The organism is Streptomyces sp. NPDC045955 (assembly GCF_056430805.1).
In genome coordinates, this window is record NZ_JBWKKY010000029.1 from 57,666 (window position 1) to 79,712 (window position 22,047).

The window sequence follows — 22,047 nt, forward strand, 5'->3', positions numbered from 1 at the left end:
TGCGGGCGGACGTCGATGGACGTCGATGGACGTTTCAGTGGGAGCGGGTGACGCGGATCAGCCAGAGCGTCGCGGCCAGGCACAGCGCCGAGACACCGCACAGCAGCAGGGGCACCGCGCGGACGTCCGACCACTCGATGGCCTTGCCCAGCGCCGGACCTGCCACGACACCGCCGACCATGGACGCGGCGATGACGAGGGCACCGGCTCTGCGGGCCCGCGGGGCGGCCCGGTTCAGCCACGGCAGCCCGGTGGGGAAGATCGGCGCGATGAACAGACCGACACCGGCGTACGCGTACGGTGCCAGCGGCGGCACGGACGCGGCCAGCAGACACACCGTCATGCCCGCGCAGGAGACGGTGATGATCGCCTGGGCGGAGAAACGCAGCGCGAGCGGCGCGACCAGGAAGCGGCCGACGGTCATCATCAGCCAGTACACGGACGTGGCGGTGGCGGCCACGCCCGCGCCGTAGCCGACGGTCTCCAGGTGGGTGGGTTCCCAGCCGCCGACACCGGCCTCGATGCCCACGTGCAGGACGTAGAGCGCGACGAAGACGGCGAGTACCGAGGCGAGGCTCCGCCGGAGGACCCCACCACGGCTCGCCTCGTCGGCGGCCGGGGCGGGCGCGTCGTTCCGTACGCCCCTCAGACACAGCAGCAACGGCAGGTTGGCGAGGGCGAAACCGAGGAAGACGGCCGCGTAGTGCCCGGAGCCGACCACGCCGATCAGGGCGGGGCCGAGGATGGCACCGATGCCGAAGTGGGCGTGGAGGATGTTCAGCATCGCGGTCGAACGGTGGCCGAAGCCCACGGCGAACAGCTGGTTGAGGCCGTAGTCGATGCCGCCGAAACCGAGCCCGGCGAGCAGCGCCGCCGCCAGGGCGGTGGGCCAGCCGGGCGCCAGCGCGAAGCCCGCCGCGCCGACCGCCATCAGCAGGTAGGAGCTGCCGAGGAGGTGACGGTTGCCGACCCGCCCGTAGAGCCGGTCGAACAGCAGCACACCGGCCACGCCACCGACGAAGTGGGCACTGAGCCCCAGCCCGGCGGCGGACGGCGAGAGCCCGAACTCCGCGCGGAAGCCGGGGATCGCGGGCCCGTACAGGGCCTGCAACGCACCCATGAGCACGAAGCCCGCACAGGAGGCGACCGCGGCGGACCGACTGAAGACCGGGGCCGGCGGGTCGGGGGAGAGGCTGACCGCGCGCTGCGCGGTGGGCTGGTCGGTCAAGCGGACTCCAGGGGGCGGCCGGCCGGATGCGGCGGGCGGAGGACATGGCGCGTACGGCTCGAAGCGAGGGCGGGCGAGGGTGATGTTACCGGTAACATCAAGTTCGCCGACACCCCTTGACGGCACGAATGAGAAGCCCGCGCAACCTCCGGGCTGCCTCGCCCCCACCAGTAATCGCGTGGTCAAGCCGGTACGGCGGCTGATCTAATGCGCGCGTGGGCCATCCGCGCCCTCGGGCAGGAACAACGGACGGAAGGAAACCCTCGGCATGGCCGTCATCCACCGCACCACGGTCGAACCGACCAAGCTGGAACTGCTCACCTCCTGGCTGCCGTCCCGTCCGTGGTTCCGCGGTGGTGCTGCCGGACCGCAGCTGGCCAAGGCCGGCGGCTTCCGGCTGGACGACCCGCAGGGCGAGGTCGGGATCGAGTTCATGGTCGTCACCGACACCTCGGGTCCTCAGCCCGTCACCTACCAGGTGCCGCTCACCTATCGCGGTGCCGCGCTCGACGGGGCGGAACACGCCCTCGTGGGCACCATGGAGCACGGCGTGCTCGGGAAGCGCTGGGCCTACGACGGTTGCCACGACCCCGTGCTGGTCGCCCAGTTGGCCGCCTTGATCGAGGGCCGGGCGCTGGCCCAGGCCCAGAGCGTCAGCGATGCCCCCGACCGGGAGGTCGTCGCCTCCCACACCGGCGAAGGCCCCCTCCCCACGGACTTCGTCGCCACCGACGACCAGGACGGCACCCGGTTGACCGCCCGGCACGGCACCACCCTCCACCTGCACCGGATCCTGCGACCTGCCCCGGACGGCCCGCTTCCGCCCTCCCGTGGAGTGACCGGCCAGGTCGCCGGCGCCTGGCAGCTTCCGGACGGCACCCGTACCCGCGGGGTCTTCGCCGTTCTGCACACCGGCCCGCGCGACTAGGTGTGCTGAGGGGAGAGGGACCATGCGGCGATGAAGACGTCCGAGGCCCGGCGGGCGGTGGCCGCGGCCCTGTCGACCGCCTCGTCACTCGGCCTGACAGCCGACGACGCGCTCGTTCTTCATGACTCGAACAAGCTCACTCTGCGTCTGCTGCCGTGCGATGTCCTGGCCCGGGTGGCACCCGCAGCGCATCAGGTCGCCCAGTTCGAAGTCGACCTCGCCCAGCGGCTCGCCGAAGCCGGATGCCCCGTGGCTGCCCTGGAGCCTCGAGTGGAGCCACGTGTCCATGAGCGTGACGGCTACGAGATCACGTTGTGGACCTACTACGAACCCGTGACCCCGCGGGAGATCTCACCGGCCGACTACGCCACCACGCTCAAGCTGCTGCATACCGGCATGCGCGAACTCGCCTTCCCGGCGCCGCACTTCACGGACCGAGTCGAGCAGGCGCAACGACTCGTGGCGAACCACGATCGCACACCGGCGCTCGCCGGCGCCGACCGGAAGCTGCTCGGGGACACGCTGCGGAGCCTGAGACGGGCGATCGGCGAGCGCGGCGGCGCCGAGCAGCTGCTGCACGGCGAGCCACACCCGGGCAACCTGCTCACCACGAGGAACGGGCTGCTGTTCATCGACCTTGAGACGTGCTGCCGCGGGCCCGTCGCATTCGACCTCGCCCATGCGCCCGAAGAAGTCGGCGAGCACTATCCGGGCGTCGATCAGGCAGTGCTGCGCGAGTGCCGGCTCCTTGTGCTGGCGATGATCACGACATGGCGCTGGGACCGAGACGACCAACTCCCCGACGGGCGCAGGCTGGCCGGGCAGTGGCTCGGCCGGATCCGGGCGGCGGGCGATCGGAACGGCCTGCGTGCGCAGGGTTGATCGCGGGTGGCAGATGGGTTCCTCTGCCCGGCTCCGTCTGCCCGCGCTACGACAGTGAACCGGGCCGCCGCCCCTCCTGCCGCGCGGCCGTGGCAGCGGGGCGGTTGCCGACAGGCCGGGCGGTGGAGGACGGGGCCGCGGCACTGGTCACGGACGGCGTGCTGACGGAGGCCGTCAGCCGGGCGAGGGGAGCCGGGGGGTACTGGGTGGGGGGAGCCGGCCGAGGGGGCGCACCCCTGAACCTCAAAGATCAAGCAGGATTGCCCCGGGCGCGATCGGGTACGCGAGCAACACCGCGTCCGGGGCGGATCATGCCCCGGACGGGCCGCACGACCGCCGCTACCAGGGAATCTGCCATGGAGACACCCGCAAACGACCCCACGCCCACGCCCGCCCAGCGGGCTCTGGACGTCCTCACCGAGAACACCGAGGACGCGGCGGCTCTGGACGCGCTCGCCAACAGCGACGTGCTCATCCCCGTGCCCGACGACGCGAACGACGCCGACGCCGCGAACCCCTCGGCGGTGGCACTGCCGGTGCTGGAGCAGCCCGGCGGCGAGCCGGTGGTGCCCGTGTTCACCTCCGAGGTGGAGATGGCCGGGCTGCTGCCGTTCGTCTCCCGCTACCGTCTGGTGCCGCTCGGCGCCCTGGCCGCCCAGTGGCCGGCCGACGACCTGTCGCTCACCATAGACGGCAGCTCGGAGCACCGCCTGACGCTCACCTCGGAGGGAGTACGCACCCTGCTGGCACGTCCCTAGGACCGAGTACGCCGGCCCGGGCCGGGCGGTCTACTCGCCCAGAGTCCGGGCCAGCGCGGCCCGCTGCAGCGGCAGCACCTCTGCGTGCAGGTCACGGCCCTTGGAGGTCAGGGCCACCCACACGCCGCGCCGGTCCTCCACGCACACCGAACGCGTCACCAGCCCGTCCTTCTCCAGCCGGGCGATGAGCCGGGACAGCGCGCTCTGGCTGAGATGGACCCGTCCGACGAGGTTCTGCACCCGGCACTGCTCGCCCTCCTCGGGTGCCGCCGTGGCGAGGATGTCCAGGACCTCGAAGTCGGACGCGCCGAGGCCGTGCGGATGCAGCACCCGGTCGATCTCGCACATCGTGCGCGCGTGCGCCGACAGGATGTCCCGCCACCGTTCCTCGAGCCGCGCACCAGCCGTTTTCGACGCCATATGTGAACGGTAACACCGGCCCGGCATTCGATGACCATGCATGCAGTGTGCGCGGTACGCGTCCCTCGCCGGACGGCGGGAGCCTACGTCGACTCCCGCTTGACCAGCTCCGTCGGCAGGATCACCGCCGCCGGATCGTCGCCCCCGATCTGCGCGAGCAGCACCCGCACCATCTCCGTGCTGATCCGGTCCCACGGCTGCCGGATGGTCGTGAGCTCTGGGCTGGAGGCCAGGGCGGCCGGGGAGTCGTCGAAGCCGCCGACCGCGACGTCCTGCGGCACGCGCCGCCCAGCCCGCTGGAGGGCGGCCAGCACGCCCTGCGCCATGAGGTCCGAGGCGACGAACACCGCGTCCAGGTCCGGGGCCTGTGCCAGCAGCCGCTCGGCGCCCGCCTCGCCGCTGGCCCGGCCCCAGTCGCCGGAGACGATGAGCCGCTCGTCGATCTCCAGGCCCGCTTCGGTGAGCACCTCCTTGTAGCCGGCGAGGCGATCGACACCGCCCGGGGTGTCCATCGGGCCGTTCACCACGCCGATGCGGCGGCGGCCCAGCGACAGCAGGTGGCGCATCATGTCGCGGGCGCCGTCCCGGTCGTCCGCCGCCACGTAGCTCACCTTGGAGCCGCGCCCCATGGGCTTGCCGCACTGCACGAGGGGCACCCCCGCCTCGTGCAGTTGCTCGGCGACCGGGTCGGCGGAGTGGCTGGAGACGAGCAGCACGCCGTCGACGTGGCCCGCGGTGATGTACCGGGTGATCCGCCGCCGTTCGTCCTGCGTGCCGGCCAGCATCAGCAGCAGGGGGATGTCGTGCGCGGCCAGCGCCTGGGTGCAGCAGCGCAGCAGGACGTTGAAGTTGGGGTCCTCGAACAGCTTCTCCTGCGGTTCGGTCAGCAGGAAGCCGATCGAGTCGGACCGCCCGGTGATCAGGGAGCGGGCGTGCCGGTTGACGACGTACCCCGTCCTTCGGATGGCCGCGTTGACCGCTTCCTGGGCGGCCGGGCTGACGTAGTGGCCGCCGTTGAGCACACGCGAGACCGTGCCGCGCGAGACCCCCGCCTCGCGCGCCACGTCGTGGATCGTGGGCGGCCTGCGCCTGCCCCCCGCAGCGTTCATGGTCATGACTTTACGGCTCCGGAGAGCAGATCCAGACTCCAGAAGCGCTGGATGACCAGGAAGAGAGCGACCAGCGGGAGCACCGCCAGGAAGGCGCCCGTGATCACCAGCGTGTACAGCGCCGGGGTGTTGGCGCCCTGCTCCAGCAAGGTGAACAGACCGAGGGTGATCGGGAACTTCTCGTCGTCGCTGATCATGATGTACGGCAGCAGGAAGTTGTTCCAGATCGCCACGAACTGGAACAGGAACACCGTCACCATGCCCGGGATCATCATCGGCAGCGCGATCCGCGTGAAGATCCGCCACTCGCTCGCCCCGTCCATCCGGCCGGCCTCGACCACGTCGGCCGGCACCGCGGCGGCGGCGTAGATCCGGGCGAGGTAGACGCCGTACGGCGACAGGATCTGCGGCAGCAGGACGGACAGGTAGGAGTCCGTGAGGTCGGCCTTCGCCAGCAGCAGGTACTGCGGGATGGCCAGGATCACCGGCGGCATCAGCACACCGGCGAGCAGCACGTTGAAGATCGTCTCGCGGGCCCGGAAGCGGTAGGTCGCCAGCGCGAAGCCGCTGAACGCCGACACGCATGTCGACAGCAGGGCGCCGAGCCCGGCGTACAGGGCGGAGTTGCCCATCCACGACCAGTAGACGCCGTCGCGGTAGGCGCTCAGATCCTGGAAGTTGTCGGCGAAGCCCGTGCCCGGCAGGAACGTGAACGTGGAGAACAGCTCACTGCCGGACTTCGTGGCCGCGATGACCACCCAGGCCACCGGGAGCAGGCAGTAGACCGCCCCGAGGAACAGCGTGACCGTCGGGATCAGGGCGATCCGGCGGCGCAGCGGCGGGCGGCTCCGGGCGGTACCGGGCGCGGTGCCCGCCACCGGCTCGGCCTGGGAAACGGCAAGGGAGCTCATCGGGCTGCCTCCTGCTTCTGACGACGGTTCGCGGCCCGCAGGAAGCCGAAGGACAGCAGGAGCGTGACGACCGCGATGATCACGGCCTGCGCCGCGGCGCCGTAGATGTCACCCTCGCCGAACGCGTCCCGGTGCACGTTCATCAGCGGACTCCACGTCGTGGACACCGAGTTGGTGAGGGGCTTGAGAGTGGTCGGTTCGCTGAACACCTGGAGCGTCGCGATGATCGAGAAGAAGAAGGTCAGCACCAGCGAGGGCGCCACCATCGGGATCTTGATCCGCAGCGCGATCTGCGCCGGGGTGGCGCCGTCCAGCTTCGCCGCCTCGTACACCTCCGCCGGGATCGACTGGAGCGAGGTGTAGATGACGATCATGTTGAAGCCGGTGCCGCCCCAGACCGCGATGTTCGACAGGGCCAGGTACAGCGGCCCGCCGTCCAGCAGGTCCGGCTGCGGCAGGCCCAGCTTGTCGAGCACGAAGTAGAAGGGGCTGACGTCCGGCAGGTACAGGAAGCCCCACAGCAGCGCCGCCACCACACCGGGGATGGCGTACGGCAGGAAGATCGCGAGCCGGGTGAAGGGGGCCAGCCGCACCTTCTCCGAGTCCAGCATCAGCGCGAACAGCAGGGCGAGGCCGAGCATGACCGGGACGACGATGCAGCCGTAGCCCAGTACGCGCAGCGCCCCGTTCACCAGCTCGCTGTCGGTGAGGGCGTCGGTGTAGTTCTCCAGCCCGGCCCAGACCTCCTTGCGGGCGCCGGAGCCCAGGCCGAGGCCGGAGACCTTCACCTTGCGGAGGCTGAGCCAGACCGCGTAGCCGATCGGCAGCGCGAAGAAGAGCGCGAAGAGGATCGTCGCGGGGAGGAGGAAGAAGTAGGGGGCGCTTCGTGCTCGTCTGAGGGTGGTGGTGGGAGACGGGTGGTCGTACGGGGCCCCCTTGACCCCGTACGACCGCCGGTGTGCCGTGCTTTTCACTCCGCGACCTCGAAGCCCTGCTTCTTCATGTCGGCGACGGTGTCGTCCTGCATCTCCTCCAGCGCGGCGCCGAAGTCCGACTTGTTCTTCGCGGCGGCGCCGAAGGCGTCCTTGAAGGTGGTGTAGGCGACGTTCACGTTGGGGCCCCAGGCGGCCGGCGCCGTGGTCTCCGCGATGTCGGCGGCCTTGCTGTAGAAGTCGGCCTGGTTGGAGAAGTAGGCCGGCGGCTTGAGGAAGGCGCCGCTGGTCTGGGCGTTCTTGGCGGCCGGGTAGATGCCGCTCTCCTTGGCCAGGGCGTTGAGGGCGTCGCCGTCGGTGTTCAGCCAGGTGGCGAACTTGGCGGCGGCCTGCTGGTGCTTGGAGTCCGTGGTGACGGCGGTGGAGGAGCCGCCCCAGCTGCCCGTGCTGTTCTCGTTCGCGGACCACTGGGGGAGCGGGGCCATGGCCCACTTGCCCTTGGTGGCGGGGGCGGCCGTGGTGAGCGTGCCCGGTGCCCACACGGCGCTGACCCAGGCGATCTGCTTGCCGGTGTTGAGCGCCTTGTTCCAGGACGGGGTGTACATCGGCTGGTTGTCGATGGCGCCCTCCTTGACCAGGCCGCCCCAGAACTTCGCGACCTTCTGCGTCGCCGCGTCGTTGATGGCGACCTTCCACTGGTCACCGGAAGTCGTCCACCACTTGGCGCCCGCCTGCTGGGCGAGGCCCGCGAAGAGGCCGGAGTCGTTGGCCGAGAAGGTGGTGAGGTCCTTGTCGGGGGCGGCCTGCTTCAGCTTGCGCGCGGTCTTCGCGAACTCGTCCCAGGTCGTCGGCACCGTCAGGCCGTACTCCCTGAACAGGTCCTCGCGGTAGTAGAACATCATCGGCCCGATGTCCTGCGGGACCGCGTAGACGGCGTCGGTTCCCAGCGTCGTCTGCTGCCAGACACCGTCGGCGAACCTGTCCTTCGCGTCGCCCACGTTCTTCGCTATGTCCACCAGGGCGTCGTTGCTGACCAGCGTGGGCAGCGCCTGGTACTCCGCCTGCACCAGGTCGGGCGCCTTGCCCGCCTTGTGCGCGGTGAGGATCTTGGTGATGAGCGTGTCGCCGGACGCCTGCTTCTTCACCGTGACGGTGATCTGGTCCTTCTTGCCCGGCCCCTTGTTCCACAGGTCCACGACCTTGTCCATGCCGGGTGTCCAGGTCCAGTACGTCAGCGAGGCCGGCCCCGACTCGGTCTCGCTGTCCGCGGATTCCGAGCCGCAGGCGGCGAGGGCGGTGGCGCCGAGCGCGAGGGCGACGGCGGATGTCACGAGGCGGCGGCGCTTCGTGTACGGCATGGATCTCTCCCCTGACCTGGGGTCCTCGCCTGCTGCGAGAACCTGCCATGCTTCTGTGAGCGTTCACAGTAGAGAAACATCCCGGACACTTGTCAATGGTTGTTGCTGTGCGGTTATGTTGGGCTCCGCACACCACCGCCGTGTGTGCACGTTCCCAATTGATCGACCGACCGGGAGACCATCCATGCCGGAGACCACCCCCAGGGGCCTCACCAGGCTCGCCTTCGGTGGGGACTACAACCCCGAGCAGTGGCCGGAGAGCGTCTGGCAGGAGGACGTCCGGCTGATGCGGGAGGCCGGCGTCACCATGGTGAGTGTCGGGATCTTCTCCTGGGCGCTGCTGGAGCCCTCACCCGGCCGTCACGACTTCGGCTGGCTCGACCGGCTCCTCGACCTGCTGCACGAGCACGGCATCCGCGTCGACCTCGGCACCCCCACCGTCGTACCGCCCGCCTGGTTCTACCGGGCCCACCCGGACGCCCTGCCGGTGACCGCCGAGGGCGTGCGCTACGAGTTCGGCTCCCGCGCGGCGATCTGCCACAGCAACGCGGACTACCGTGTGGCCGCCGCTGCCATCACCACGAAGCTCGCCGAGCGCTACGGCGACCACCCGGCGCTGGCGATGTGGCACGTGCACAACGAGTACGGCGTCCCCGTCTCGGCCTGCTACTGCGACTCGTGCGCCGCACACTTCCGCCGCTGGCTGGCGACCACGTACGGCACCGTCGACGCGGTCAACGAGGCCTGGGGCACGGCCTTCTGGGGCCAGCGCTACACGGACCTCGACGAGATCAACCCGCCCCGGCTCACCCCCGCGGCCGTCAATCCGAGCCAGGCGCTGGACTACAAGCGGTTCGCCGACGCCACCATGCGCGAGAACTTCGTGACGGAGCGGGACATCCTGCACCGCCTCTCTCCCGGCGTCCCGGTCACCACCAACTTCATGACGGCGCTGAGCCAGTGCGACTCCGTCGACTACTGGGCCTGGGGCCGCGAGGTCGACATCGTCACCAACGACCACTACCTGATCACCGACGGCCGCCGCACCCACGTCAACCTGGCCATGGCCGCCGACCTCACCCGCTCTGTCGCGGGCGGCGCCCCCTGGCTGCTGCTGGAGCACTCCACCTCGGGCGTCAACTGGCAGCCCCGCAACCCGGCCAAGGCCCCCGGCCAGATGGCCCGCAACTCCCTCACCCACGTGGCGCGCGGCTCCGACGGCGCCATGTTCTTCCAGTGGCGCCAGTCCCGGCGCGGCGCCGAGAAGTTCCACTCGGCGATGGTCCCGCACGGCGGCACCGACACCCGTGTGTGGCGTGAGGTCGTCGCACTCGGCTCGGCGGTCGACGCGTTGAGCGAGATCCGCGGCACCCGCACCGAGGCCGACGTGGCCGTGCTGTGGGACTGGCACTCCTGGTGGGCGCAGAACCTCGAGTGGCGCCCCAGCGTCGACCACGATGCCCGCGAACGCGCCGACGCCTTCTACGAGGCCCTCTACGACCGCCACCTCACCGTCGACTTCGCCCACCCGGAAGCCGACTTGTCGAGGTATCCCCTTGTCGTCGTACCGGCCCTGTACCTGATGACGGAAGCGGCCGGGACCAACCTCAGGGCCTACGTCGAGAACGGCGGCACACTGGTCGTCTCGTACTTCTCCGGCATCGTCGACGAGCACGACGCCGTCCACGAGGGCGCCTACCCGGGGCCGTTGCGGGACGTCCTCGGCCTCACCGTCGAGGAGTTCTCACCACTGCTGCCCGGCGAGCGGGTGAGCGTCACCGGCCCCGACGGATCCGCGCTGGGCGCCGACGTGTGGACGGAGTTCGTGGTGCCGCGCGGCGCCGAGACCGTCCTGACGTACGCCGACGGACTGACCGCCGGGCGGCCCGCCGTCACCCGGCACCGCCGCGGCGACGGCACCGCCTGGTACGTCTCCACCCGGCTGGGCGCCGACGGCCTGGACGCGCTGCTGGGCTGGGCGGTCGAGGACGCGCGGCTCGCCCCGCGCGCCGACCTGCCCCGGGACGTCGAAGTGGTGCGCCGCACCGGCGAGTCGGGCACCTACCTGTTCGCCGTCAACCACACCGGCTCGGAGGCCAAGGTGCCGCTGGAGGTTCCCGGCACCGAGCTGCTGACCGGTGAACGCGCCGTGGGCCGGCTGCCGGTCCCGGCCGGAGCCGTCCGGGTCGTCCGGCTCGACGGCTGAACCGACTCCCCTCCGCCCGTGCGAGCCACCGGAGCCGCGGACGGAGGGGCTCTCTCGCCTCACCTCCGGGCGAGGGGCACCCCAACCCCCACGTCGAAGGGACGACGGACGACGATGTTCCATCCCAGACGCACGCTCAGAACCCTGCTGCTCCCGCTCGCGGCGGGGCTCGCGCTCACCGCCCTGCCCGCCACGTCCGCCCACGCCGCGAGCACGCTGACCAACGGCGGCTTCGAGGCCGACGGCGCGGGCGCGGCCACACCGGGCGGCTGGTCCGAGTACGGCGACACCGGCGCCTCGTTCACCGAGGCCGGCGGCCACGGCGGCAGCTACCGCCTGAGCCACTGGGCCTCCACCGCCTACAAGGTGGAGACGTACCAGTACCTGTCCGGACTCACCAACGGCGCCTACAAACTCACCGCCTGGGTGCGCTCCGGCGGCGGGCAGAAGTCCGCGTACATAGCGCTGAAGAACTGCGGCGGCGCCGAGCAGCGCACCGATCTGCCGGTCTCGTCCAGTGGGTGGATCCGGATCGTCGTGCCGGTCAATGTGACCAGCAACCAGTGCACGATCAGCGTCAACAGCGACGCCAACGCGGGTAACTGGATCAATGTTGACGACCTGACCTTCACGCCGGGCACGTCCAGTACGCCGATCAAGGGTGCCGACATCTCGTCCCTGGCCAAGAGCGAGGCCAAGGGCGGCGTCTACCGGAACAGCTCCGGCGCGGCCGGCGACCCGCTGGCGATCCTCAAGTCGTCCGGCATGAACTACGCGCGCCTCAAGGTCTGGGTGAACCCGGCCGACGGCTACAACAACAAGGCGCGCGTCCTCGCCACGGCCAAGCGCGTCAAGGCGCAGGGCATGAAGCTGCTGGTCGACTTCCACTACTCGGACTTCTGGGCCGACCCGGGCCGCCAGGACAAGCCCGCCGCCTGGGCCGGACACTCGTACAGTCAACTCAAGACCGATGTGTACAACCACACGTACGACGTGTTGAACGCGTTGAAGGCGCAGGGCACCAGCGCCGACATGGTCCAGGTCGGCAACGAGATCAACGGCGGCATGCTGTGGAACGAGGGATCGACCTCCAACTGGCCGCAGCTGGCCGGTCTGCTCAACTCCGGCTACGACGCGGTCAAGACGGTCAACTCCAGCACGACCGTCGCCCTGCACCTCGCCAAGGGCGGTGACCTGGCCGGAACCCGCTGGTGGTTCGACAGCGCGCGCTCCAACGGCGTGAAGTTCGACGCGATCGGCCTGTCGTACTACGGCTACTGGCACGGCACGCTGGCCGACTTCCAGACCACCCTCGACGACACGGCCTCCCGCTACGGCAAGCCGGTCTTCGTCGCCGAGACCGCCTACCCGTTCCGCCTGGACAGCGAGGACTCGCACGAGAACATCATCGACACCGGCGCCGAGCTGGTCTCCGGCTACCCGGCGAGCGTGTCCGGCCAGACCCGGTGGATGAACGACGTGGCGAGCATCGTGGAGGCCGTCCCGAACGGCCGTGGCCTCGGCATCTTCTACTGGGAGGCGACCTGGACCGCGGTGAACGGCAACGGCTGGGATCCGACCGACGCCTCCTCCGGCAACGCCTGGGAGAACCAGGCGCTGTTCGGCTACGACGATCTGGCACTGTCGTCGATGTCCTGGTTCCGCCACCGCTGACCCACGGGGGAGGGGGCCCGGCCGCACACACGCGGCCGGGCCCTTATTCGCCCCGAACTGACGTGTGACATGGGGCAGTTCACTATCGGTCAAGGATGCCGAGTCCCGGGCGCGCCGGCTTCGACTGCGGGACAGTGGGAAGACGTGGTAAGAGGACCAGAGCCGCGAGGCAGGGGCACGACATGCTGAGGACTCCCACGGGCGAGACGCGCCTGCGCATCCTGGACTGGCTGAAGGAACCCGGCCCCGCCGCACACGGCGTCACCGCGGACGCCGTCGCCGAGAGGTTCTCGATGCCCCGCCCGGCCGCCGTCACCCACCTCCGGCTGCTCCAGGCCACCGGCATGCTGCGCACCAGCCGGTCCGCGGGCCGCGTGTACTACCACCGCGACGAGATGCGGATCGCCGAGGTCGCCCGGATGTTTGAAAAGGGCTGGTAGGCGACCCGGTACCGAGGAATCTCCCCCGACGGTGAAGGAAACGCAGGATGAACCGTCCCACGGCACTCGTCCCACGCCACTACGTCGCGGTGGGGCACGGCCCCGAGGACGTGGTCGCCGACCCGCGCGGCCGCGTGCTGACCGGCCTGGCGGACGGCCGCATCCTGCGTCTGGACGGCCTGGGGAACCCGGTGACGGCCCGTAGCGAGGTCATCGCGGAGACCGGCGGCAGGCCGCTCGGGCTCGAACTCCTCCCGGACGGCGACCTGCTGGTGTGCGACGCCGAACGCGGACTGCTGCGCGTCGGCACCGGCGACGGCACGGTCCGCGTCCTCGCCGACTCGGTGGCGGGGGAGCGGCTGCGGTTCGCCAGCAACGTCGTGTCCCTCTCCGACGGCAGTGTGTACTTCACCGTCTCCAGCCGCCGCCACTCCCTGGACCACTGGATCGGCGACATCGTCGAACACACCGGGACGGGACGCCTGCTGCGCCTGACCCCCGGCGCGGACACCCCCGAGGTGGTGCTGGACGGCCTCCAGTTCGCCAACGGGCTTGCCGCTGGGGCCGACGAGTCGTTCCTCGTCGTCGCCGAGACCGGCGCCCGCCGGCTCATCCGCTACCGGCTCACCGGCCCCGGCGCCGGCCGGATCGAACCCTTCGCCGAGAACCTCCCGGGCATGCCCGACAACCTCTGGCGCGGCGCCCCGGACGGACCGGTCTGGGTCGCGCTGGCCGGGCCCCGCGTCCCAGCCCTCGACCTGTGCCACCGCAGCGCGCCCGCGGTCCGCCGGGCCGCCGCCCGCGCGGCCGTACGCGCTCCCTTCCGTCCCACCGGCACGATCGCCGTCCTGTCCTTCGACGACGAGGGCCGCGTCCTTCACCACCTCGCCCACCGCCACTCCGGGTACCGGATGGTCACCAGCGTGTGCGAAGCGGGCGGACACCTCGTGCTGGGCAGCCTCTGGGAGCCGGGCGTGGCGGTCTGCGAGTCACCCGGCCCGAAATGACGCCGGTTCGCCACCGGGGTTAACCTGAACCCCGGCCGCGACACCTCTCGCGGCGCGGCGGTGGGGCCCGCCGTACCCGAACCGCGGCACGGACGCCGCCAACGGTCCCTACTTGCGACGGCACGCGCCCGCACGATCCCGGGCCCCGGCGAGTAGGAGACGTACGACCATGACGGCCCCCGAGACGGAAAGCCTCCGCATCCGGCCCGCTGCCCCGCACCCGCCCGCCTGGCGCGCCCAGGCGCCCGTCGTCGCGGCGGTGGCGCTCGGCGGGGGAGCGGGGGCCGCCGCCCGCTACGCGGCGTCCCTGTGGTGGCCCTCGCACACGGGCGGCTTCCCCTGGACGACCTTCTGGATCAATGTCGCCGGATGTGCCGTGATCGGCGTGTTCATGGTGGTCATCACGGAGTTCCGGGCTGCACACCGCCTGGTCCGTCCCTTCGTCGGCACCGGCGTGCTCGGGGGGTTCACGACCTTCTCGACCTACGCCGTCGACATCCAGAAGCTGGCCGACGGCGGCCACCTCCGCACCGGCCTGACCTACCTCGCCGTGACCCCGATCGCGGCGCTCACGGCGGTGTGGTTCGCGGCCTGGTCGACCCGCCGTGTCCTGAAGTGGAGGCAGCCATGACAGAGCTGACCGGCCGGGCCCTGCGCCTGACCGTCTTCGTCGGCGAGAACGACACCTGGCACCACAAGCCGCTCTACTCGGAGATCGTCCACCGGGCCCACGCGGCGGGCCTCGCGGGCGCCAGCGTCTTCCGGGGCGTCGAGGGTTTCGGGGCCTCCTCGCTGATCCACACCTCGCGGCTGCTGTCCCTGAGCGAGGACCTGCCGGTCGCCGTCGTGATCGTCGACACCGAGCCACGCGTGCGGGCCTTCCTGCCCCAGCTCGACGAACTCGTCACCGAGGGCCTGGTGACCCTCGACGACTGCGAGGTCATCCTCCCCCGGTCTGGGCTTCGCTCGACCGGGGGCACCCCCACCACCGGCCGGGCGGATGTACCGGGCGAAACGGACGCGAAGGGTAAGAGGTCGTTGTGAACTGGCTGCTGGTCGTCGGGGGTGCGATGGTCGGCGCCCCGCTGCGCTACCTCACCGACCGTGCGGTGCAGTCCCGGCACGACTCCCTCTTCCCCTGGGGCACCTTCGCGGTGAACGTCACCGGCTGCCTGGTCCTCGGCCTGCTCACCGGCGTCGCCGGACACGTCCAGCTGCTGCTCGGCACGGGTCTGTGCGGGGCTCTGACGACGTACTCGACGTTCTCCTACGAGACGCTGCGGCTGGTGGAGACGGGGGCCCGCGGCTACGCCGCCCTCAATGTGACGGCGAGCCTGGCGGCCGGACTCGGGGCGGCGTTCGCGGGGGTGGCGCTCGCGCGTCTGTGAGATCCGTTCTCGCCCGCGTGTAGTAAGACGGTCCTCTCCGCGCCCGTCCCACCCCGCACAGAACTGGATCCCATGAGCGTCATCAACGTCGGTCAGGCCGTCGTCCTCGGAGCCGTCGAGGGGGTGACCGAGTTCCTGCCCGTCTCCTCCACCGGCCATCTGAAGATCGTCGAAGGGCTCATGGGCATCCCCGTCGACGACAGCGCCGTGGTCGGGTTCTCGGCCGTCATCCAGGTCGGCGCGATCGCCGCGGTGCTCGTGTACTTCTTCAAGGACATCGTGCGGATCGTCTCCGCGTGGGGGAGGGGCCTGCGCGACCGCGAGGAGCGCTACCACCACGACTACAAGTTCGCCTGGTGGGTCATCTGCGCGACGATCCCGATCGTCGCCGTGGGACTCGCCGCCAAGCCGCTCATCGAGGGCCCGCTGGCCTCGCTGTGGGTGGTGGCCGGCTCGCTGATCGCCGGCAGCGGGGTGATGTGGGCGGCGGACCAGATGGGTCGGCACAAGCGCGGCGAGGACGACACCTCCTTCAAGGACGCCATGCTCGTCGGCAGTTCCCAGATCCTCGCCCTGCTCTTCCCCGGCTTCTCCCGCTCAGGCGCCACCATGTCCACGGCGCTCATCCTCGACCTGGACCGGGTCGCCGCCACCCGGCTCTCCTTCTTCCTCGGCATCCCCGCCCTGACCGGCGCCGGCCTCTACGAACTCAAGGACGCCCTGGGTGCCGGCGTGGGCGCGGCCCCGCTCGCCGTCGGCACGATCGTGTCCTTCGTGGTGGCCTACGGCTCCATCGCCTGGTTGCTGAAGTTCGTCGCCAAGCACTCCTTCAACGCCTTCGTGATCTACCGGATCGTCGTGGGGGTGCTGCTGTTCGGCCTGCTCGGGGCGGGTGTGCTCACCGGCTGACCGGTCGCGACGGCGAGGGGGCCGGGTGCGTGAACGCGGGCTTCCGGCCCTCCGGACGTTTCGCTGCGACCCCTTGACAGGCGCCTCCCGTGACCCGCAGGATCGCCACCGTGAACCTGTCAGACAGCCGGACAGCCGGACAGCCCGTGCGGCGCGTCAGCGCCATGGAAGCGGTGCTGGCGTATCTGCGCGACGCCATCGAGCGCGGTGACTACGCGATCGGCGACAAGCTCCCCTCCGAGGCGGAGCTCTGCCGCACCCTGGAGGTCTCCCGGCCCGTGCTGCGCGAGGCGCTGCGCGCCCTGCAGACCATGGGCCTGACCGTCTCCAGGACCGGCAAGGGCACCTTCGTCGTCGCCAGCACCGTCGAGGACCCCACCTTCGGCGACTACTCGGCCAGCGACCTGCTGGAGGTGCGCCGCCACGTCGAGATCCCGGTCGCCGGGTACGCGGCACGGCGCCGCACCCCGGAGAACCTCGACCACCTGGCCCACCTCCTGGACCGGATGGAACGGGAGACGGACACCACCGCCTGGGTCGCGATGGACACGCTGTTCCACCTCGCCGTGGCCGAGGCCGCGCAGAACCCGGTCTTCCGCCGGGTCATCGAGGAGATCCGGGACGCACTGGCCCGCCAGTCCGCCTTCCTCAACGAGCTGGGCGGCCGCCGCGAGCAGTCCAACCGCGAGCACCGGGCGATCGTCGAGGCGCTGATCGACGGTTCCGAGAACGACGCGGTGGAGGCCATGGCCCACCACCTCGACCGGGTCGAGACGACCCTCACCGACATCGTGCGCCCCGCGCGCACCGACACCCCCACGGAAGGCGGACCCGAGGCGTGAGCGAGCAGTCCCTGCACGAAGGCGTGCAGAAACGTTCCGGCCATGTCGATGCCGGAGACGCCGGCTACAGCAAGTCCCTGAAGTCCCGGCACGTCAACATGATCGCCATCGGCGGCGCCATCGGCACCGGCCTCTTCCTCGGCGCCGGCGGCCGCCTCGCCGACGCCGGCCCCTCCCTCTTCATCGCCTACGCGGTCTGCGGCCTCTTCGCCTTCCTCGTCGTGCGCGCCCTCGGCGAACTCGTGCTGTACCGGCCCTCCTCCGGCGCCTTCGTGTCGTACGCCCGCGAGTTCATGGGGGAGAAGGGCGCCTACACCGCGGGCTGGATGTACTTCCTCAACTGGGCGACCACCGGCATCGCCGACATCACCGCCGTCGCCACCTACACCCACTACTGGGGCATGTTCTCGGACATCCCGCAGTGGGTGATCGCGCTCATCGCGCTGGCGGTCGTGCTCACCGTGAACCTGATCTCGGTGAAGATCTTCGGCGAGCTGGAGTTCTGGTTCGCGATCGTCAAGGTCGGCGCGCTCGTCGTCTTCATGTGCATAGGCATCTTCCTGCTGGTCACCCAGCACCCCGTCGACGGCCACAGCCCCGGCCCGTCCCTGATCAGCGACAGCGGCGGCATCTTCCCGCACGGCCTGCTGCCCATGTTGCTGATCATCCAGGGCGTCGTCTTCGCCTACGCCTCCGTGGAACTCGTCGGCGTCGCGGCCGGTGAGACCCGGAGCCCCGAGAAGATCATGCCCAAGGCGATCAACTCGATCATGTGGCGCGTGGGCGTGTTCTACGTCGGCTCCGTCGTCCTGCTGTCGATGCTGCTGCCCTGGAACAAGTACACGGCGGGGGAGAGCCCCTTCGTCACGGTGCTGTCCAACATCGGCGTCCCGGCGGCCGGCGGCGTGATGAACCTCGTGGTCCTCACCGCCGCGATGTCCTCCCTCAACTCCGGCCTGTACTCCACCGGCCGCATCCTGCGCTCCATGGCCATGGCCGGCTCCGCGCCGAAGTTCACGTCCGTGATGAGCCGCAGCCAGGTCCCCTACGGCGGCATCCTGCTCACCAGCGGCGTCTGTGTCCTGGGCGTCGGCCTCAACTTCGTCGTGCCCGCCGAGGCGTTCGAGATCGTGCTGAACTTCGCCGCGATCGGTATCCTCGCCACCTGGGGCATGATCATGATCTGTCACCTCTTCTTCTGGCAGAAGACCCAGAAGGGCGAGCTGACCCGCCCGGGCTACCGGCTGCCGGGCTCCCCCTGGACCGAGATCGTGACGCTGGCGTTCCTCGCCTCCGTCCTGGTCCTCATGTACGCCGACGGCGGCGCGGGACGCACCACCGTGCTGTGCCTGCCGCTGATCGTCGGGGCACTGGTCGCCGGATGGTTCGCCGTCCGCGGCCGTGTCGCGCGCACATCCACCACCGGAGCCGACGCGTGAGGAACGCGCCGCTCCACGAGAAGCAGGCAGTGATGTACAGCAGTTCCCTCGCGGACGCACCCCTTGTCCGTGAACCCGTCCACGCCCCCGTCGCCCACCTCGCACGCGGCGGAATCGTCGAAGGCATCCACTACGGCTCCGTCGTCGTCCTCGGCGCCGACGGAGAGGTCCAGCTCCAGATCGGAGACATCGAGGCCGCCTTCTACCCCCGCTCCGCGATCAAGCCCGTCCAAGCCGTGGCCATGGCTCGGGCCGGGCTGCCGCTCGACGGCGACCTGCTGTCGCTGACCGCGGCCAGCCACTCCGGCGAGGAACGCCACCTCGCCGGTACCCGGCGCATCCTCGAACTCGCCGGGCTCACCGAGGACCACCTGTGCAACGTCCCGGACCTGCCGTTCGACCCGCTCGTCCGGGACGCGTGGGTGCGCGAGGGCCGGCTGCCCTCGCGGCTCGCGCAGAACTGCTCCGGCAAGCACGCGGCCATGCTCTACACCTGCGCCCTCAACGACTGGCCGCTGGAGAACTACCTCGACCCCGGCCACCCGCTCCAGCAGGCCATCGCCGAGATCGTCGAGGACCTCACCGGGCAGCGCATCGCCCGGGTCACCGTCGACGGCTGCGGCGCGCCCCTGTTCTCCATCTCCCTGCACGGTCTCGCCCGGGCCACCGCGCGGATCGTCACCGCCGCGCCGGGCACGCCCGAGGCCCGCGTCGCCGACGCGATGCGCGAGCACGCCGAGATGGCCTCCGGCTCCGGCCGGGACGTCGCCGCGATGATGCGGGCGGTGCCCGGGCTGCTCACCAAGGACGGCTTCGAGGGCGTCCAGGTCGCCGCGTTGCCCGACGGCCGGGCTGTAGCGGTGAAGATCGCCGATGGTGCGAATCGGGCGCGTGTGCCCGTCGCTGCCGCGGCGTTGGCCCGGGCGGGTGTCGACCCGGAGCTGCTTGCCGAGTTCGCGGGTGAGCCGCTGCTCGGAGGCGGCCGGGAGGTCGGGCGTGTGCGGCCGGTTCGCTCGCTGGAGCCTGTTGTCGGATCGACTCGCGCCTGACAGCGTGCAGGTCTCGCCGTCCGTGTGCGACTGCGGGGCCTCCTGTGGCTGGTCGCGCAGTTCCCCGCGCCCCTTAGGGCATTTACCCTCACCCCCTTAGCAAAAGAGGACCCTCAACCTCATGAACGCCTCCACCCGCTCCGAACACGACCTACTGGGCGACCGTGACGTTCCCGCCGAGGCCTACTGGGGTGTGCACACCCTGCGGGCCACGGAGAACTTCCCCATCACGGGCATGACCATCTCCGCCTACCCGCACCTGATCGACGCGCTGGCCGCCGTCAAGGAGGCCGCCGCCCTCGCCAACGAGGAACTCGGGCTGCTGGACCCGAAGAAGGCCGCCGCGATCGTCGAGGCCTGCCGGGAGATCCGTGACGGCAAGCTGCACGAGCAGTTCGTCGTCGACGTCGTCCAGGGCGGCGCCGGCACCTCCACCAACATGAACGCCAACGAGGTCGTGGCGAACCGGGCGCTGGAACTGCTGGGTCACGCCAAGGGCGAGTACCGGTACCTGCACCCCAACGAGGACGTCAACCTCGGCCAGTCCACCAACGACGTCTACCCGACCGCCGTCAAGATCGCGACAGTGTTCGCGGTACGCGGGCTGCTCGACGCGATGGCGGTCCTCCAGGACACCTTCGCCCGCAAGGCCGTCGAGTTCCGCGACGTGCTCAAGATGGGCCGTACACAGTTGCAGGACGCGGTGCCGATGACGCTCGGCCAGGAGTTCTCCGCGTACGCCGTCATGATGGACGAGGACGGGTCCCGTCTTGCCGAGGCCGTCGAGCTGATCCATGAGATCAACCTCGGTGCCACGGCGATCGGCACCGGCCTCAACGCCCCCGCCGGATACGCCGAGTCGGCCCGCCGCCACCTCGCGGCCATCACCGGCCTGCCGTTGGTGACGGCGGCCAACCTGGTGGAGGCCACCCAGGACTGCGGCGCCTTCGTCCAGATGTCCGGTGTGCTCAAGCGCATCGCGGTCAAGCTCTCCAAGAGCTGCAACGACCTCAGGCTGCTGTCCTCCGGGCCGCGCGCCGGGCTCGGCGAGATCAACCTGCCGCCGGTGCAGGCCGGTTCGTCCATCATGCCCGGCAAGGTCAACCCGGTGATCCCCGAGGTCGTCAACCAGGTCGCCTTCGAGGTGATCGGCAACGACGTCACCATCACCATGGCCGCCGAGGCCGGCCAGCTCCAGCTCAACGCCTTCGAGCCGATCATCCTGCACTCGCTGTCGGAGTCCATCACACACCTGCGTGCCGCCTGCCTCACCCTCGCGGAGCGCTGCGTGGCCGGCATCACCGCCAACACCGAGGCGCTGCGCGCGACCGTCGAGAACTCCATCGGCCTCGTCACCGCGCTCAACCCGCACATCGGCTACACGGCCGCCACCGACATCGCCAAGGAGGCCCTCGCCACCGGCCGGGGCGTGGCGGAACTCGTGCTGGAGAAGGGCCTGCTGCCCGCCGAGACGCTCGCCGGGCTGCTGCGCCCGGAGGTCCTGGCGGGCAGCGGTCCGGCTCCGGTGGCCTGACGGACGCGAGCGCACCGGGGACCGGCAGGAGGGACAATCGGATCATGACGTCGTCGACGACCTTCCAGCCGGTCCTGGAGCGCATCGCCGAGGAGATCGAGCGGACGCCCGGCCGGGGTCGGCCCGCCGACTACATCCCCGCGCTCGCCGCCCGCGACCCGCGCAGCTTCGGCATGGCCGTCGCCGAGCCGGACGGCACGGTGTACGGCGTGGGGGACTGGCGGCGGCCCTTCTCCGCGCAGTCCATCACCAAGGTCTTCACCCTCGCCCTCGTCCTGGCCCGCGAGGGCGACGCCCTGTGGGAACACGTCGGCCGCGAGCCCTCCGGCAACCCCTTCAACTCCCTGATCCAGCTGGAGTACGAGAACGGCATCCCGCGCAACCCGTTCATCAACGCGGGCGCCCTCGTCGTCACCGACCGGCTGCACACCCGTACCGGCGACGCGTCGGGGGAACTGCTGGCGTTCCTGCGGGCGGAGAGCGGCAACGCGGACCTGACCTTCGATCAGGAGGTCGCCGCGTCCGAGTCGTCGCACGGCGACCGCAACGCCGCGCTCGGCCACTTCATGGCGTCCTACGGCAACATCGACAACCCGGTGCCTGTCCTGCTCGACGAGTACTTCCGGCAGTGCTCGATCGCGGCGTCCTGCGCCGATCTCGCCCTCGCCACCGCCTTCCTCGCCCGGCACGGCATACGCGCCGACGGCACCCGTCTGCTCACCCTCAGCCAGGCCAAGCAGATCAACGCGATCATGCTGACCTGCGGCACGTACGACGCGGCGGGCGACTTCGCCTACCGCGTGGGCCTGCCCGGCAAGAGCGGCGTGGGCGGCGGCATCATCGCGGTCGTCCCGGGCCGCTGCACGCTCTGCGTGTGGAGCCCCGGCCTGGACGAACGGGGCAACTCGGTGGCCGGCGTGGCGGCCCTGGACAGATTCACGACGCTGACGGGCCTGTCGGTGTTCTGACGGAACAGCTCGGCGGGCGTCGTGGTCATGCCGTCACATCTCGGCGGGTGTCGGGTCATGCCTTC

Annotated in this window: 22 protein-coding genes and 1 pseudogene; 17 read left to right on the forward strand and 6 right to left on the reverse strand. The window is 70.6% G+C overall.

All coding sequences use genetic code 11. The features are described 5' to 3' along the window. Positions 1-34: 34 nt before the first annotated feature. Positions 35-1,228 (reverse strand): MFS transporter, encoded by a 1,194-nt coding sequence (locus AC07F0_RS36520; RefSeq protein WP_478984290.1) that lies wholly within the window; start codon positions 1,226-1,228, stop codon positions 35-37. Positions 1,229-1,496: 268 nt separating this feature from the next. On the opposite strand from AC07F0_RS36520, the gene AC07F0_RS36525 reads away from it, so the two are divergent. The 4 genes and pseudogenes from AC07F0_RS36525 to AC07F0_RS36540 all read left to right on the forward strand — a co-directional run bounded on the left by AC07F0_RS36525 (position 1,497) and on the right by AC07F0_RS36540 (position 3,796). Beyond that, positions 1,497-2,156 (forward strand): maltokinase N-terminal cap-like domain-containing protein, encoded by a 660-nt coding sequence (locus tag AC07F0_RS36525; protein WP_478984291.1) that lies wholly within the window; start codon positions 1,497-1,499, stop codon positions 2,154-2,156. Between the two features lie 30 nt (positions 2,157-2,186). Further along, positions 2,187-3,038 carry a phosphotransferase enzyme family protein gene (locus tag AC07F0_RS36530; RefSeq protein WP_478984292.1) on the forward strand — a complete coding sequence of 284 codons (852 nt, stop codon included), beginning with the start codon at positions 2,187-2,189 and terminating at the stop codon, positions 3,036-3,038. 23 nt (positions 3,039-3,061) lie between these two features. Then, a pseudogene (locus AC07F0_RS36535) lies at positions 3,062-3,268 on the forward strand (peptidase E); the annotation flags it as partial. A 126-nt stretch (positions 3,269-3,394) separates the two neighbouring features. Beyond that, positions 3,395-3,796 (forward strand): SseB family protein, encoded by a 402-nt coding sequence (locus tag AC07F0_RS36540; protein WP_010043978.1) that lies wholly within the window; start codon positions 3,395-3,397, stop codon positions 3,794-3,796. A 30-nt stretch (positions 3,797-3,826) separates the two neighbouring features. Here the strand turns inward: AC07F0_RS36540 and AC07F0_RS36545 are convergent, their stop codons facing one another. The 5 genes from AC07F0_RS36545 to AC07F0_RS36565 form a co-directional block, all read right to left on the reverse strand. Continuing rightward, positions 3,827-4,216, reverse strand: coding sequence for a MarR family winged helix-turn-helix transcriptional regulator (locus AC07F0_RS36545; RefSeq protein ID WP_478984293.1), 390 nt, complete (start codon positions 4,214-4,216; stop codon positions 3,827-3,829). An 83-nt stretch (positions 4,217-4,299) separates the two neighbouring features. Then, entirely contained in the window at positions 4,300-5,331 is a 1,032-nt protein-coding gene (locus AC07F0_RS36550; RefSeq protein WP_478984295.1) for a LacI family DNA-binding transcriptional regulator, read from the reverse strand. Continuing rightward, positions 5,328-6,236 carry a carbohydrate ABC transporter permease gene (locus AC07F0_RS36555; protein WP_478984296.1) on the reverse strand — a complete coding sequence of 303 codons (909 nt, stop codon included), beginning with the start codon at positions 6,234-6,236 and terminating at the stop codon, positions 5,328-5,330. The genes AC07F0_RS36550 and AC07F0_RS36555 overlap by 4 nt, the downstream gene beginning before the upstream one ends. Beyond that, complete coding sequence (locus AC07F0_RS36560) at positions 6,233-7,210, reverse strand: carbohydrate ABC transporter permease (protein WP_478984297.1); 978 nt, start codon at positions 7,208-7,210, stop codon at positions 6,233-6,235. The genes AC07F0_RS36555 and AC07F0_RS36560 overlap by 4 nt, the downstream gene beginning before the upstream one ends. Continuing rightward, positions 7,207-8,526 carry an extracellular solute-binding protein gene (locus AC07F0_RS36565; protein WP_478984299.1) on the reverse strand — a complete coding sequence of 440 codons (1,320 nt, stop codon included), beginning with the start codon at positions 8,524-8,526 and terminating at the stop codon, positions 7,207-7,209. The genes AC07F0_RS36560 and AC07F0_RS36565 overlap by 4 nt, the downstream gene beginning before the upstream one ends. A 184-nt stretch (positions 8,527-8,710) precedes the next feature. Here AC07F0_RS36565 and AC07F0_RS36570 point away from each other — a divergent pair, with 184 nt between their 5' ends. The 13 genes from AC07F0_RS36570 to AC07F0_RS36630 all read left to right on the forward strand — a co-directional run bounded on the left by AC07F0_RS36570 (position 8,711) and on the right by AC07F0_RS36630 (position 21,982). Then, positions 8,711-10,732, forward strand: a complete 2,022-nt coding sequence (locus AC07F0_RS36570; protein WP_478984301.1) for a beta-galactosidase — start codon at positions 8,711-8,713, stop codon at positions 10,730-10,732. 114 nt (positions 10,733-10,846) lie between these two features. Then, positions 10,847-12,406, forward strand: coding sequence for a glycoside hydrolase family 53 protein (locus AC07F0_RS36575; protein ID WP_478984302.1), 1,560 nt, complete (start codon positions 10,847-10,849; stop codon positions 12,404-12,406). 182 nt (positions 12,407-12,588) lie between these two features. Next, a complete protein-coding gene (locus AC07F0_RS36580; RefSeq protein WP_478984303.1) occupies positions 12,589-12,846 on the forward strand; it encodes an ArsR/SmtB family transcription factor in 258 nt (85 codons plus the stop codon). Between the two features lie 47 nt (positions 12,847-12,893). Further along, positions 12,894-13,853, forward strand: coding sequence for an SMP-30/gluconolactonase/LRE family protein (locus AC07F0_RS36585; RefSeq protein WP_478984305.1), 960 nt, complete (start codon positions 12,894-12,896; stop codon positions 13,851-13,853). Positions 13,854-14,022: 169 nt separating this feature from the next. Further along, a complete protein-coding gene (gene crcB, locus AC07F0_RS36590; protein ID WP_478984306.1) occupies positions 14,023-14,484 on the forward strand; it encodes a fluoride efflux transporter CrcB in 462 nt (153 codons plus the stop codon). Then, the gene (locus AC07F0_RS36595) at positions 14,481-14,897 is read left to right on the forward strand and encodes a DUF190 domain-containing protein (protein ID WP_478984308.1); all 417 of its coding nucleotides are present in this window, start codon (positions 14,481-14,483) and stop codon (positions 14,895-14,897) included. The genes crcB and AC07F0_RS36595 overlap by 4 nt, the downstream gene beginning before the upstream one ends. Further along, on the forward strand, positions 14,894-15,241 hold the full coding sequence (locus AC07F0_RS36600) for a fluoride efflux transporter FluC (RefSeq protein WP_478984310.1): 348 nt from the start codon (positions 14,894-14,896) through the stop codon (positions 15,239-15,241). Before AC07F0_RS36595 ends, AC07F0_RS36600 begins: the two co-directional genes overlap by 4 nt. A 72-nt stretch (positions 15,242-15,313) precedes the next feature. Continuing rightward, positions 15,314-16,150, forward strand: coding sequence for an undecaprenyl-diphosphate phosphatase (locus tag AC07F0_RS36605; RefSeq protein ID WP_478984311.1), 837 nt, complete (start codon positions 15,314-15,316; stop codon positions 16,148-16,150). 164 nt (positions 16,151-16,314) lie between these two features. After that, the gene (locus AC07F0_RS36610) at positions 16,315-16,992 is read left to right on the forward strand and encodes a FadR/GntR family transcriptional regulator (RefSeq protein WP_478984325.1); all 678 of its coding nucleotides are present in this window, start codon (positions 16,315-16,317) and stop codon (positions 16,990-16,992) included. Next, positions 16,989-18,431 (forward strand): amino acid permease, encoded by a 1,443-nt coding sequence (locus tag AC07F0_RS36615; RefSeq protein ID WP_478984313.1) that lies wholly within the window; start codon positions 16,989-16,991, stop codon positions 18,429-18,431. Before AC07F0_RS36610 ends, AC07F0_RS36615 begins: the two co-directional genes overlap by 4 nt. Positions 18,432-18,463: 32 nt before the next feature. Further along, a complete protein-coding gene (locus AC07F0_RS36620) occupies positions 18,464-19,480 on the forward strand; it encodes an asparaginase (RefSeq protein ID WP_478984326.1) in 1,017 nt (338 codons plus the stop codon). Positions 19,481-19,601: 121 nt separating this feature from the next. Then, complete coding sequence (gene aspA, locus AC07F0_RS36625) at positions 19,602-21,014, forward strand: aspartate ammonia-lyase (protein WP_478984315.1); 1,413 nt, start codon at positions 19,602-19,604, stop codon at positions 21,012-21,014. 44 nt (positions 21,015-21,058) lie between these two features. Next, positions 21,059-21,982 carry a glutaminase gene (locus AC07F0_RS36630; protein ID WP_478984316.1) on the forward strand — a complete coding sequence of 308 codons (924 nt, stop codon included), beginning with the start codon at positions 21,059-21,061 and terminating at the stop codon, positions 21,980-21,982. Positions 21,983-22,047: the final 65 nt, after the last annotated feature.